Genomic DNA, 12,912 nt, shown 5'->3' with positions numbered 1-12,912 from the left:
CGATGCGCACCCTGACGCGCACCCTGACGCGCCCGGCCGCCGCGCTGGGATCGGCCGCGCTGCTGCTGACCGGCTGCGCCGGTGCGGGCGCCCTGTCCGGTGCCGGTGACGGTACCCGCCTGGTCATCGCCATCGTGGCCAACCCGCAGATGCAGGACGCCATCTCGCTCCAGTCGCGGTTCACCGCCGAGAACCCCGGCATCGAGGTCGATTTCGTCGCCCTCCCCGAGAACGAGGCCCGCGCCAAGATCACCACCTCCATCGCCACGGGCGGCGGCGAGTTCGACGCGGTGATGATCAGCAACTACGAGACCCGGCAATGGGCGGAGTACGGCTGGCTGGAGAACCTCCAGCCCTACATCGACGCCACCGACGGCTACGACGACGCCGACTTCATCCCCTCGATCCGCGACGACCTCTCCTACGAGGGCGACATGTACTCGGTCCCGTTCTACGGGGAGTCCTCGTTCGTCGCCTACCGCCGCGACCTGTTCGAGCAGGCCGGTGTGGAGATGCCGGACCGGCCCACGTGGGCGGAGATCGCCCGGCTCGCGGCGGAACTCGACGACCCCGAAGCCGGAATCTCCGGCATCTGCCTGCGCGGGCTCGCCGGATGGGGCGAGGTCCTGAGCCCGTTCAACAGCGTGCTCAACACGTTCGGCGGGCGCTGGTACGACGAGAACTGGAACGCCCAGCTGGAGTCCCCCGAGTTCCGTGCGGCGGCCGAGTTCTACGTCGGCCTCGTCCGCGAGCACGGCCAGCCCGGTGCCGCCACCAGCGGATTCGGCGACTGCCTGAACCACTACAGCCAGGGCGGCTCCGCCATGTTCTACGACTCCACCGCGATGGTCAGCACCATCGAGGACCCCGAGTCCAGCAGGGTCGTCGGCGACAGCGGCTACGTGGCCGCCCCGGTCGCCGAGAGCGACTACGGAGGCTGGCTCTACACCTGGTCCCTCGGCATCCCCGCCACCTCCGAGAACAAGGAGGAAGCGTGGCGGTTCCTGTCCTGGATGACCGACCGGGACTACATCCGCACCGTGGGCGAGACCTACGGCTGGCAGCGGGTCCCTCCCGGCAACCGGCGGTCGACCTTCGAGATCGACGAGTACGCGCGGGCCGCGGAGGCCTACTCCGCGCCCATGCTGGCCGGCATCGAGAACGCCGACCCCGAGAACCCCTCGGTGCGCCCGGTCCCCTACACCGGTATCGGCTTCCTCGCCATCCCCGAGTTCCAGGATCTGGGCACCCGGGTGAGCCAGCAGCTCAGCGCGGCCATCGCCGGCCGGATCAGTGTCGACGAGGCGCTGGAGCAGAGCCAGCGCTACGCCCAGAGCGTCGGCGACACCTACGCGGAGGAGGGCCGATGAGCGGCGCGACGGCCGTGGCGCCACGGCGCACCGCGGCGAAGGCCGGACGCGCCGGCGACTGGTCCCGCCGTGCTCCCCTGCTGCCCGCCCTGGTGTTCATGCTGGTCGTCACCCAGCTGCCGTTCCTGTTCACCATCTTTTACTCGGTGCAGTCGTGGAACCTGCTGCGCCCCGGCTCCCGGTCGTTCGTCGGCCTGGCCAACTACGCGGCGGTCTTCACCGACGCCCAGTTCCTCACCGCGGCCCTCAACACCATCGCCATCACCGCCTCCTGCGTGCTGGTGGCGATGGGGCTGGGGATCGTCCTGGCGCTGCTGCTGGACCGCCGGTTCCTGGGCCGGGGGATCGTGCGCACCCTGCTCATCACCCCGTTCCTGGTGCTGCCGGTGGCCACCGCCCTGCTGTGGAAGAACATCATGTTCGACCCGGTGTTCGGCCTGATCGGCTTCCTGCTGACCCCGTTCGGGCTGGGCGGGGTCGACTGGGTCTCGCAGTACCCGGTGGTGTCCGTGGTGACCGCCCTGGTGTGGCAGTGGACCCCGTTCATGATGCTGCTCGTGCTGGCGGGCCTGCAGAGCCAGGGACGCGACGTCATCGAGGCCGGCCAGGTCGACGGCGCCGGGCGGTGGCAGATGTTCGTCTCGGTCACGCTGCCGCACCTGCGCCGCTACATCGAGCTGGGCGTGCTGCTGGGGTCGATCTACGTGGTCAACACCTTCGACGCCATCTACATGATGACCCAGGGCGGCCCGGGGACGGCCAGCGCGAGCCTGCCCTTCTACATCTACCAGCGGGCCTTCCTGGGCTTCGACATCGGCCAGTCCGCCGCGATGGGGGTCGTGGTGGTCGTCGGCACGATCATCGTGGCCACTCTGGCGCTGCGCCTCATCTTCCGCTCGTTCATGTCCGCCCAGGAGGGGACCTCGTGACCACCGCAGCCCCCGCACGCGCGGCCGCCCCCACCGGGTCCGCGCCCCGCCGGCCATCGGACCCCCCGCGCCGCCGCCGCGACGCCCGGGGGACCGCGCTCACCGTGCTCACATGGGCGATCGGCCTGTTGTTCGTCTCGCCGGCGCTGTGGCTGGTCATGACGGCGTTCAAACAGGAGAGCGACGCCGTGACGGTCCCGCCCCGGGCGGTGTTCGCCCCCACGCTCGACCAGTTCCGCGCGGTCATCGGCGCCGACTTCCTGCCCTATCTGGGCAACTCCGCGATCGCCACGCTCGTCTCCACCGGGCTGGTGCTGGCGCTGGGCGTACCGGCCGCCTACGCGCTGTCCGTCCGGCCGGTCCGGCGCACCCGCGACGCGCTGTTCTTCTTCATCTCCACCAAGATGCTGCCGGTGGTGGCGGTGGTGGTACCGCTGTACGTGGCGGCCGCCCAGGTGGCGATGCTGGACAACATCTGGACACTGGTCGTCCTCTACACCGCCATGAACCTGCCGATCGCGGTGTGGATGCTGCGATCGTTCTTCCTGGAGGTGCCGAAGGGAGTGGTCGAGGCCGCGCAGATGGAGGGCGCCGGCCTGGCCCGGGTCCTGTGGTCGGTGATGCTGCCGATCATGGCCCCCGGCATCGCGGCCACCGCACTGATCTGCATGATCTTCTCCTGGAACGAGTTCTTCTTCGCGGTGAATCTGACCGCCGCGCACGCCGCGACGGTGCCGGTGTTCATGGTCGGCTTCATCACCAGCGAGGGCCTGTTCCTGGCCCGGCTGTCGGCCGCCGCGACGCTGGCGTCGCTGCCGATCGTCATCGTCGGCTGGATCGCCCAGCGGCAGCTCGTTCGCGGCCTCTCCATGGGCGCGGTCAAGTAGCCGCCCCGGCCGCCGGCGCCGCGCGCGGCGCCGGGCGATCCGCCCTTGAAACCGCGCGCCCGGGCGTGGCCGGCGGCGGCCGGCCACGCCCGGGCGCGCCGCCGTCACGCGCCGGCGAGCGTCGCGCTGATGGAGGTGCGCGCCGCACGGCGGGCCGGCAGCGCCGAGGCCAGCAGGCCGGCGGCCACCGACACCGCGATGAACACCGCGATCTGCCCGGCCGGCAGGGCGAACTTCATCGAGCTGAGGGTGGCGGCGCCCGCCGCCCAGCCGAAGAACACCCCGAGCCCGATGCCCACCGCCGCGCCGGTCAGGCAGAGCAGCACCGCCTCCAGACCGAGCATCGTGCGCAACTGGCGGCCGGACAGGCCCAGGGCGCGCAGCAGCGCCGACTCCCGGGTCCGTTCCAGCACCGACAGCGCCATGGTGTTGGCGATACCGAAGACGGCGATGAGGATCGCCAGGCCGAGCATGGCCGCGATGGTGAGGAACGCGATGCCCAGGAGCTCGTCGATCTGCTGCCGGCTCTCGGCCGTCGAGGAGACCTGGACCGACGGGTACTCCGCCACGGCGTCGTACACGGCGTCCCGTACCTCGGCGGGATCCGCGTCGCCGGCCGCCCGCACCAGCACGCTCGCATCGGTGCCGGAATCGGGGAACGCCGCCGCGAAGTCCGCGGGGTCCATCGTCACGCCCCACATCTCCTGCCCCGCGGTCACCGCGGCGATCTCGTACTCACGTGGACCGGTCTCGGTCGCGACGGAGACGGTGTCGCCCACCCCGGCGCCCTCGGCGGCGTTCTGGGACACCGCGACGGCGCCGGGCCGCACATCGGCGAGGTCGCCCTCCTCCGTCTCGGCACCGACGTCGGTGCCGAGACGGCCGCCGACGTAGGCGGTGACCGGGAGCGATCCGCCGGGCCGCTCCGTATAGGCTCGGCGCACCGAGATGGCGCGTTCGATCACGGGGGAGGCGTTCAGGTCCGCCGCGACGTCCGCGGGCACCCCCGCGTGCTCCTCACCGGCGTACTGGCCGCCCAGCCGGTAGTCGGCCGGGAACTCCCGCTCGAACTGCTCCTCCAGCGTGGTGCGCAACGAGGCGTCGATCACCGAGTAGCCGGTGATGAGCGTCGCGCCGACCGTCAGCGCGATCATCGCGGTGGCCGCCCGCCTGGGGCTGCGCCGGGCGTTGTCGGCGGCCAGCGCTCCTGTGACGCCCATGCGGCGCGTCACCACCCCCGCCGCCGCGGCCACCGCGCGCACCAGCAGCGGACTCGCGATGACCACCCCCACGAACGAGGTCATCCCCGCGACGGTGACGAGGACCAGCCCCAGCTGCCCACTGGGCCCGCGCAGCGCCACCGCCAGCATGCCCGCGGCGGCCAGGAAGAACGCGGCTGCCGCACCGGTCCGCTTCCAGCCGATCCCCTTCTCCAGACCGGCGGCGACCGCACTGGCGCGCAGCGCCGACAACGGCGGCACGTTCGTCGCCTGCCGCGCGGGCGGCACGGCCGCGACCACGGTCACGACGGTGCCCACCAGCAGGCCGGTGATGACCGGTGCCGCACCCACGACCGGCCGCGCCGGGCCGCCCGCTCCGAACGCCTCGCCGCCCAGCACCGCACCGGCGGTCCCGACCGCGATCCCCGCCAGCACCCCCGCCGCCGAGGCCACCAGCCCCACGGCCAGCGCCTCCAGCAGGACGCTGCGGAACACCTGCCCCCGCGACGCGCCCACGCAGCGCAGCAGGGCCAGCTCCCGCTGCCGCTGGGCGATGAGGATCGCGAACGTGTTGTAGATGACGATCGCCGCCACGAGCACCGAGATCAGGGCGAACAGCATCAGCGCCGTGGCCAGCGAGTCGGCCGGGGCCCCGGCGGCTCTCGCCAGTTCCCCGCCCAGCTCGCGGCCGGTCACGACCTCGGCCGCACCGGCGGCGCCGGCGACCGCCTCGGCCACGGCCTCGTCGGGGGCGCCCGCGACCCCGACGACGTCGATCTCGGCGTAGTCGTCGCGGCCGGTCATGGCGACGGCGGTCTCATGAGTGAACGCGACGGCACCACGGTAGGCCAGCTCCGCGTCGGCCCCGAAGTCGACCAGCCCGGTGACCGTGAACTCGTGCCGCGCCCCTTCGGCGTCGAGCACGGTGACGGTGTCCCCGATCCCGTAGCCGGTGACGTCGGCGCTGACGGTGGCCAGGGCCACCTCGTCGCCGGCGGCGGGCAGCGCCCCCTCGTCCGCGCGGTGGCGGACCACCCCGCCGACGGAGACACCGGCGGTCGGGACGGGGCCGAGCGCCCGGCCCTCCTTGTCCAGCAGCGCGGCGTCGCCACGGACGACACCGTCGGCGGACTCCACCTCGGGCAGCGCCCGGATGTCGTCGAGCACGGCGGGCGGCAGGCCGTCCGCGCCGTCCTCCGTGGGCCGTGCCACGGCGTCCAGCGTGTCCGCCGAGCCCATGACCTGGGCGCTGAATGCGGCCCGGAGGGTGTCGCTGAACACCAGCGTGCCCGAGACGAACATGACCCCCAGGGCGATGGCGAGTGCGGTGGTGACGAGCCGGCCCCGGTGGAAGCGCAGGCCGGCCATCGTGGTTCGGAACATGGCGGTCTAGGACTCCAGCTTCACGAGGCGGTCGAGCACGGTCTCGGCGGTGGGCGCGTACACCTCGTCCACCAGGCGGCCGTCGCGCAGGAAGATGACGCGGTCGGCGTAGGCCGCGGCGACGGGGTCGTGGGTGACCATCACGACGGTCTGCCGCAGACTCGCCGCGGAATCGCGCAGGAAGGTCAGCACCTCGGCGCCCGACCGCGAGTCGAGGTTGCCGGTGGGCTCGTCGGCGTAGACCACCTCCGGCTCCCCGAGCAGGGCACGGGCGACCGCGACGCGCTGCTGCTGCCCGCCGGAGAGCTTGGACGGCAGGTGGTCCAGGCGCTCGCGCAGCCCGACCACGTCGACGATGCGGTCGAAGCGCTCCCGGTCCACCGCGCGCCCGGCGATCTGCGCCGGCAGCAGGATGTTCTGCTCGGCCGTCAGCATCGGCAGCAGGTTGAAGGACTGGAAGACGAACCCGACGCGGTCCCGGCGCAACCGCGTGAGCTGCTTGTCCCTGAGCCGGGTGATGTCGGTGCGGCCCAGGTGCACGGTGCCGGAGGTGGCGGTGTCCAGCCCCGCGAGGCAGTGCATCAGCGTGGACTTGCCCGACCCCGAGGGCCCCATGATCGCGGTGAAGGCGCCGCGGGTGAACGCCACGCTCACCCCGTCCAGCGCCCGGACGGCCGATCCGGCCGTCCCGTAGACCTTGGTCAGATCTCGCGCGATGACGGCGGGCGGCACATCGGTGTCGTGCACGCCGGCCGGCGCGGCGGTCTCGCTCACGTCTCTCTCCTGATCAGCGGGGGTGTACACCGAAGAACGCTAGGTCCGCGCGGGCCGGCGGGGCTTCGGCCGCGCGGCCGATTTCCGGCACGGCGGAAGGGCGGGCCCCGGTGGCGACCGGCGGCTTCCGGCGGTCCCCCGCCCCCGACTTTCGTCGGAGGCCGCGCAGCACGGGCGGGCCCACGGCCGGTCCCGGGCGCGGCCGTGGCCTGCGGCGCGGCGCGGACACCGACTTTCGGCTACCGCACCGCACCGCCCCTGCCTGCGGTGATGCCCGGGCGGCGGGCGACATAGACTGCGGCGCATGCCCGACGAGACAGCGCAGCACGGCCGCCTGCTGTCCGGCGCGTGGCCGGTCCGGATCGGGCGGTGGGCGTGGGCCCGGCGCCACCGGTTCGCCGACTGGGGTCTCGCCGTTCTCACGTTCCCCGTCGTGGCGGTCTTCCAGGCCGGGCTGCCCCAGGGTCCCCTGGACACGGTCGCCGACGCGGTGCGGGCCGCGGGGTGGGTGCCGGGGATGCTCATCACGGCCACGGTCTGCCTCGGCGGCGCCCTCGCGGTGTCGGCGGCGATCCTGTTCCGCCGGTCCCGGCCGGAGATCCTGCTCGCCGTCGCCGCCGTGCTGCTGTACGGCTTCGGCAACATCTTCGCCGCCCCGGTCGCGCTCTACTCCCACGCCTCATGGTTCACCGACCGCCGGGTGCTCGCCGCCTGGACCGCGGTGCTCTCCCTCGGCGTGTGCGTGGCCTACGCCGACGCGGTGGTGCCGGCCGCGTCCATCGTCCTCATGCTCACCGTGATGGTGGTGCTGCCGCTCACCGCCGGCCTGTGGGTGGGCACCCGGCGCCAGCTCATCGACAACCTGCACGAGCGCGCCGTGCGGCTCGAACGCGAACGGCATCTGCTGGCCGAGCAGGCCATCACCAGCGAGCGCACCCGCATCGCCCGCGAGATGCACGACGTCGTCGCCCACCGGGTCAGCCTCATGGTGCTGCACGCCGGTGGGCTGGAGGTCTCGTCCGGCGACCCGAGGACGGCCGAGACCGCCGGGCTGATCCGCACGACCGGCCGCGAGGCCCTCGCGGAGCTGCGCGAGATCCTAGGCGTGCTGCGCGAGAGCGACGCCGCCGAGGCGCCCACCACACCGCAGCCCGTGCTGGCGGACGTGGCGCGGCTGATCGCTGAGTGGCGGGCGGCCGGCACGCCCGTGGAGTGGCGGACGACCGGGACCCCGCGTGCCCTGCCTCCCCAGGTGGAGCGCACCGCGTACCGTACGGTGCAGGAGGCGCTGACCAACGCCGGCAAGCACGCGCCGGGCTGCCCGGTGACGGTCCGCCTGGGGTACGGCGACAGCGACCTGGAGATCGTGGTCGCCAACGAACCGCCCCGGGCCGCCGCGCCCACCGCCGACCCGCCGCCCTCCGGCGGGTACGGCCTGGCCGGGCTGCGCGAACGGATCGCCCTCGTCGGCGGCACGTTCTCGGCCGGGCCCTTCCCCGATGGCGGGTGGCAGGTACGCGCTATCGTGCCGGTCGGCGGCATGACCGACGAGGACGAGGGAGCGGCGCGGTGATCCGCACGGTCGTGGTGGACGACGAGCAGCTGGTGCGCTCGGGGCTGCGGATGATCCTGGACTCCGCCGACGACATCGAGGTGGTCGGTGAAGGCGCGGACGGATCGGAGGCGGTCGACCTGGCGCGGCGCCTCGCGCCCGACGTCATGCTGCTCGACATTCGCATGCCCGGAACCGACGGCCTGGCCGCGGCGGCCGACCTCGCCGCCCTCCCCACGCCCCCGAAGGTGGCGTTGCTGACCACCTTCGACCTCGACGAGTACGTGCACCGGGCGCTGCGCGCGGGAGCGGTCGGGTTCCTGCTCAAGGACACCCCGCCGCGCGACCTCATCGCCGCCGTGCGCACGATCGCCGAGGGCAACGCCATGCTCGCGCCCAGCGTCACCAAGCGCATGCTGGAGCGTTTCGCGGTCCCGGCGCGTGCCGGTGCCGAGCAGGCGGCCCGCCGGCTGGAGGTGCTCAGCGGGCGCGAGCGCGACGTCCTCGCCGCCGTCGCCCGGGGCATGTCCAACGCAGAGGCGGGCCGCGCGCTCGGCATGCGCGAGGCGACCGTGAAGGCCCACGTGAGCGGGATTCTCGCCAAACTCGGGATGAGCAACCGGGTCCAGGCCGCGATCCTCGCCCACGACGCCGGGTGGGTCTAGCCCGGCCGCCTCGCGCGCCGTCCGCTCACCGCGGCGCGCCGGCGTCCTCCAGCACGGTGAGGTCGCGGTCGCGGGTCTCCGGCGCCATCCGCGTGGCGACCAGGCTCACCGCCATGACGAGCATCATGTACACCGCGACCGGCACCCAGGACTCGGCGAACGCGGTGAGCAGCGCCGTGCAGATCAGCGGCGCCACCCCGCCCCCGATGACGGAGGAGAACTCGCGCCCCAGCGTCACACCGGCGTAGCGGTACCGGGTGCCGAACATCTCCGGGAAGTAGCTCATTTGCACGCCGACCGCCCCCTGCCCGGCCAGCACGAAGCCGAGGATGATGACGACCACGATGGCGAGCGTCGACCCCGTGTTCAGGGCGACGAACGAGGGCGCCGGCAGCACCACGAGCGCCGTCAGGATGGCGGTGTAGACGGGGCGGCGGCCGAGCCGGTCGGACAGCACGCCGAACCCGAACGCGGCGACCCCGCCGCACAGGGCGCCGATGAGCAGCACCTTCGGCACCAGGTCGGGGTCGGTGCCGACCACGGTGATCAGGTAGGAGGCCATGAACACCTGGTAGGTGTAGGACTGGGCGCTGATGCCGACGTTCATGAACAGCACCAGGAGCATCGGCCGGCGGCCGTACCGGAGGACGTCGCGGACCGGCGTCGCCGGCGCCTTCCGCTGCTCCTTGAGGTCCTCGAACACCGGGCTCTCATTGAGCTTGCGGCGGATCACCATGGCGGCGATCGTGACCACGATGCTGCTGAGGAAGACCAGCCGCCATCCCCACGACATGACCTGCTCGTCCGGCAGCAGCTGCACCAGGATCCACGCGACGGCGCCCAGCGCGGTGCCCAGTGCCGCGCCGATCATCACCACGGAGGCGAGCCGGCCGCGCCGGCCGGTGCGCGCGGTCTCGGTGAGCAGTGTCGCGCCGCCGGACTGCTCGGCCCCCGCGCCGAACCCCTGGAGGAAGCGGCAGGCGACGAGCAGCACCGGCGCGGTGATCCCGATCTGCTGATAGGTGGGCAGCAGCCCGATGAGCAGCGTCGAGCCGCCCATGAGCAGCAGGGTGGCGACGAGGATCCACTTGCGTCCCAGCCGGTCGCCGTACCGCGAGAAGAACAGCCCGCCGAGGGGCCGGGCGGCGAAGCCGACGGCGTAGGCGCTGAAGCTCGCCAGGATTCCGGCCGCCGGGGAGATGTTGGGGAAGAAGAGCTGGCTGAAGACCAGCGCGGAGGCGGTGCCGTAGATGACGAAGTCGTACTGTTCGAGCGTGGTGCCGACGAAACCGGCCCAGGCCGCGCGGCGGATGGCGCGCGGATCGGCTTCGGGCCGCGCCGCCGGAGCGGCCGGTTCGGGCGGTGGAGCGGGTCGGGAGGCGGATTGGCTCATGGGTCCCTCCACGGGATCGGTCCCGGCTGGACGCCGGGTGGAGCGGGGCGGACGGTCAGGGGGCGTCGTGCGGGCGGACCAGCACCTTGAGGTGGGCCGGGTCGCCCGTCGCGGCGGTGAGGGCCTCGGCGGTGCGGTCCAGTCCGAACCGGCCGGTGATCAGGGCGGCGGTGTCGACCCGGCCGGTGGCGACGAGCGAGATCGCGGTGGGGAAGGCGTGCGCGTAACGGAAGGCGGTCACGAGATCGATCTCCCAGCGCTGCAGGTGGGCCAGCGGCAGCCCGTCCACGCTGGGCGGCGCCTGGCCGACGACGACCGCGCGCGCCCGGGGGCGCAGGGTGCGTAGCGCCTGCCACAGCGCGGGCGGATGGGCGGAGCACTCGATGAGCCGGTCCACGCCGGTGAGCTCCAGCGGGTCCCAGGCGGTGTTGAGGGTGGTGAGGGCAGGCCCGGCCGTACCGCCGATCCGGCGGGCCGCGGCGAGCCGGGTGTCGTTGACGTCGGTCACGACGACTTCGGTGGCCCCCGCCGCGGCGGCGACCTGGGCGACGAGCAGGCCGATCGGGCCCGCTCCGGTGATGAGCACCCGGTGTCCGGGGCGCACGTCCGCCCGGCGGACCGCCCACACGGCGACGGCGAGCGGTTCGATCAGGGCTCCGGCCTCGGTGTCGATGCCGTCGGGTAGCGGGTGGACGGCCCGGTCGGGGACGGCCACGTGTTCGGCGAAGGCGCCGTGGGTGGGCGGTGAGCCCAGGCAGGTGCCGTTCGGGCAGACGTTGTAGTCGCCCTCCCGGCAGCCGGCGCAGGTCCCGCAGCCGACCGCGGGTTCCACCGCGACCCGGGCACCGACCGGGGTGCGCGCCTGCGGGCCGGCCGCCACCACGGTGCCGGCGGCCTCGTGGCCGAGGACGGTGGGCCGGCGCAGGACGTTCGCGCCGTTGCGCCCGGAGGCGAAGTAGTGCAGGTCGGAGCCGCAGACGCCGACCGCCTCGACGGCGACGAGGACCGCGTCGCCGGTCAGCGGCGGCAGTGGCACGTCCTCGACGCGGATGTCGCCGGCGGCGTGCAGGACGGCCCCGCGGGTCTGGTTCTGGGCATGGGGTGCCAAGGACATGGCGTTCGTCCTCGTTCTTCCTGGTCGGCGGGCCGGCGCGGAATCGGCCGGTGCGGGGAGCCGGAGCCCGGGTGCGGGCTCCGGCGGGGCGCTCAGGTGCGGTTGGCCGTGGACCTGGCGGTGGCGGTGGCCGCGCCGGCGGCCGCCTCGGCGGCGGCGGCCTCGGGGCCGTGTGCGGTGATCACGTCGACGAGTTCGGCGACCCGGTGGACGAAGGCGCTGTCCGCCCCCACGTCCGGGGTGAGCAGGTGGTCCTCCGCGAGGACGCCGGCGACGAACGCGCGGGTGGACGCGGTGCGGGCGGACCGTTCGGCGAGCCGGTCGCGGGCCGGGTCGCTCATGGTGGCGGCGTGCGGGCCGGGGTCGGCTCCGGGCCGCGGTGCGAGGCAGCAGAGGTAGGCGGCGACGGTCAGCGCGAGGTGCTGCGGGATCCGGCCGTTCGCGAGGTGGAACAGGGCCGGCTCGGGGACCCGCTGGGCCAGCTTCACCGACCCGTCGCTGCCCACTTGGCTGGTGCGGTGCCCGAGGGCGGTGTTGGCCCAGCGGTCGAACAGCTGGGCGACGTAGCGGTCGAGGTCGACGCCGTCGGGGACGGCGAGCGTGGGCGCGTACTCGTCGTGCAGGACGGCGCGGGCTGCGCGTTCGACGAACGGCCGGGCGACGGCGTCGGGGATGGTGGCCGCCCCGGACAGCGCCCCCAGGTAGGCGATCAGGGAGTGCGTCCCGTTCAGCAGCCGGAGTTTGAGCAGCTCGTAGGGTTCGACGTGGTCGGTGAACAGCGCCCCTCCCGCCTCCCAGCGGGGCCGGCCGGCCGCGAACGCCTCCTCCATCACCCACATGCTGAAGGGTTCGGCCGGCACCGGCACGCGGTCGCGCAGCCCGAGGCGGCGGGCGACCGTCGCGCGGTGCGCGTCGGTGGTGGCGGGCACGATGCGGTCGACCATCGACGACGGGAAGGTCACCGCCTCGTCGAGCCAGGGCAGCAGCTCGGCCTGCTCCGCCGCGGGGAGCTCCGCGGTGAACTCGCGCACGAGGCGGGCGGTGTGTTCGCCGTTGCCGGACAGGTTGTCGCAGCTCAGGATGGTGACCGGGGCTCCGTGCCGCCGGAGCCGCTGCTGCAGTCCGCGCACCAGCTGCCCGATCACGGTGACCGGGGCGCCGCCGTCCCGGAGGTCCTGGCGCACCCGGGGGTCGTCCAGGTCGAGCCGGTGCGTGGCCGGGGCGTAGGTGTAGCCGTTCTCGGTCACGGTGAGCGTGACGACCCGCGTCCGCCGCTCCGCGATGGCGGCGACGACCAGGCCGGGGTCGTCCGCGGCGACGTCCGCCCGGGTGTGCACGGCGGGGGCGGTCACGGCGGTGCTCCCGGGCGCGAGTTCCACGACGGTGCTGAGCAGGTCCTGGTCCCGCAGCGCGGCCACGACCGCGCGGGAGCGGGTGGCGAAGGCGTGCACGCCCCATGGCCCGTCCTCCTCGGCCAGAGCGGCCGCGGTGTACACGGCCTGGTGCGCGCGGTGGAAGTTGCCCAGGCCCAGGTGGACCAGGCCGGTCTCCAGGCCGGTGCGGTGGTGGCCGCGCACGCTCGCGGGCAGGGTGGCGGCGCTGATCGGCTGCGGCAGGGTGGTCAC

The 12,912-nt window shown here is 73.7% G+C and carries 10 protein-coding genes; 5 read left to right on the top strand and 5 right to left on the bottom strand.

The genetic code is table 11. The features are described from left to right. Positions 1-2: 2 nt before the first annotated feature. From ACFQRF_RS00835 to ACFQRF_RS00825, 3 genes are read left to right on the top strand one after another with little or no spacing between them, the layout of a single operon-like run. A complete protein-coding gene (locus tag ACFQRF_RS00835) occupies positions 3-1,370 on the top strand; it encodes an ABC transporter substrate-binding protein (protein ID WP_379868044.1) in 1,368 nt (455 codons plus the stop codon). Next, positions 1,367-2,299: a carbohydrate ABC transporter permease gene (locus tag ACFQRF_RS00830; RefSeq protein ID WP_379868043.1), complete on the top strand. Its 933-nt coding sequence runs from the start codon at positions 1,367-1,369 to the stop codon at positions 2,297-2,299. Before ACFQRF_RS00835 ends, ACFQRF_RS00830 begins: the two co-directional genes overlap by 4 nt. Further along, positions 2,296-3,186, top strand: coding sequence for a carbohydrate ABC transporter permease (locus ACFQRF_RS00825; protein ID WP_379868042.1), 891 nt, complete (start codon positions 2,296-2,298; stop codon positions 3,184-3,186). Before ACFQRF_RS00830 ends, ACFQRF_RS00825 begins: the two co-directional genes overlap by 4 nt. A gap of 104 nt (positions 3,187-3,290) precedes the next feature. Here the strand turns inward: ACFQRF_RS00825 and ACFQRF_RS00820 are convergent, their stop codons facing one another. Together ACFQRF_RS00820 and ACFQRF_RS00815 are read right to left on the bottom strand one after the other, a co-directional pair. Beyond that, a complete protein-coding gene (locus ACFQRF_RS00820) occupies positions 3,291-5,789 on the bottom strand; it encodes an ABC transporter permease (protein WP_379868041.1) in 2,499 nt (832 codons plus the stop codon). Between the two features lie 6 nt (positions 5,790-5,795). Further along, positions 5,796-6,563, bottom strand: a complete 768-nt coding sequence (locus ACFQRF_RS00815) for an ABC transporter ATP-binding protein (RefSeq protein WP_379868040.1) — start codon at positions 6,561-6,563, stop codon at positions 5,796-5,798. 304 nt (positions 6,564-6,867) lie between these two features. Here ACFQRF_RS00815 and ACFQRF_RS00810 point away from each other — a divergent pair, with 304 nt between their 5' ends. Continuing rightward, complete coding sequence (locus ACFQRF_RS00810; protein ID WP_379868039.1) at positions 6,868-8,136, top strand: sensor histidine kinase; 1,269 nt, start codon at positions 6,868-6,870, stop codon at positions 8,134-8,136. Continuing rightward, positions 8,133-8,780: a response regulator gene (locus ACFQRF_RS00805; RefSeq protein ID WP_379868038.1), complete on the top strand. Its 648-nt coding sequence runs from the start codon at positions 8,133-8,135 to the stop codon at positions 8,778-8,780. The genes ACFQRF_RS00810 and ACFQRF_RS00805 overlap by 4 nt, the downstream gene beginning before the upstream one ends. A gap of 25 nt (positions 8,781-8,805) precedes the next feature. Here the strand turns inward: ACFQRF_RS00805 and ACFQRF_RS00800 are convergent, their stop codons facing one another. The 3 genes from ACFQRF_RS00800 to ACFQRF_RS00790 form a co-directional block, all read right to left on the bottom strand. Further along, positions 8,806-10,173 carry an MFS transporter gene (locus tag ACFQRF_RS00800; RefSeq protein ID WP_379868037.1) on the bottom strand — a complete coding sequence of 456 codons (1,368 nt, stop codon included), beginning with the start codon at positions 10,171-10,173 and terminating at the stop codon, positions 8,806-8,808. Positions 10,174-10,228: 55 nt separating this feature from the next. Then, the gene (locus ACFQRF_RS00795) at positions 10,229-11,287 is read right to left on the bottom strand and encodes an NAD(P)-dependent alcohol dehydrogenase (RefSeq protein WP_379868036.1); all 1,059 of its coding nucleotides are present in this window, start codon (positions 11,285-11,287) and stop codon (positions 10,229-10,231) included. 92 nt (positions 11,288-11,379) lie between these two features. Beyond that, a complete protein-coding gene (locus ACFQRF_RS00790; RefSeq protein ID WP_379868035.1) occupies positions 11,380-12,912 on the bottom strand; it encodes a mannitol dehydrogenase family protein in 1,533 nt (510 codons plus the stop codon).

The sequence above is a fragment of the Marinactinospora rubrisoli genome (assembly GCF_042664915.1).
Taxonomy (GTDB): Bacteria; Actinomycetota; Actinomycetes; order Streptosporangiales; family Streptosporangiaceae; genus Marinitenerispora; species Marinitenerispora rubrisoli.
The sequence above is the reverse complement of the archived record's forward strand: the minus strand, read 5'-3'. Positions and strand labels throughout refer to the sequence as shown.

Excerpts from the sequence above, each read along its gene's own strand:
- ACFQRF_RS00835 (WP_379868044.1), top strand. The coding sequence starts at position 3 with ATGCGCACCCTGACGCGCACCCTGACGCGCCCGGCCGCCGCGCTGGGA.
- ACFQRF_RS00800 (WP_379868037.1), bottom strand. The coding sequence starts at position 10,173 with ATGAGCCAATCCGCCTCCCGACCCGCTCCACCGCCCGAACCGGCCGCT.
- ACFQRF_RS00830 (WP_379868043.1), top strand. The coding sequence starts at position 1,367 with ATGAGCGGCGCGACGGCCGTGGCGCCACGGCGCACCGCGGCGAAGGCC.
- ACFQRF_RS00810 (WP_379868039.1), top strand. The coding sequence starts at position 6,868 with ATGCCCGACGAGACAGCGCAGCACGGCCGCCTGCTGTCCGGCGCGTGG.
- ACFQRF_RS00795 (WP_379868036.1), bottom strand. The coding sequence starts at position 11,287 with ATGTCCTTGGCACCCCATGCCCAGAACCAGACCCGCGGGGCCGTCCTG.
- ACFQRF_RS00820 (WP_379868041.1), bottom strand. The coding sequence starts at position 5,789 with ATGTTCCGAACCACGATGGCCGGCCTGCGCTTCCACCGGGGCCGGCTC.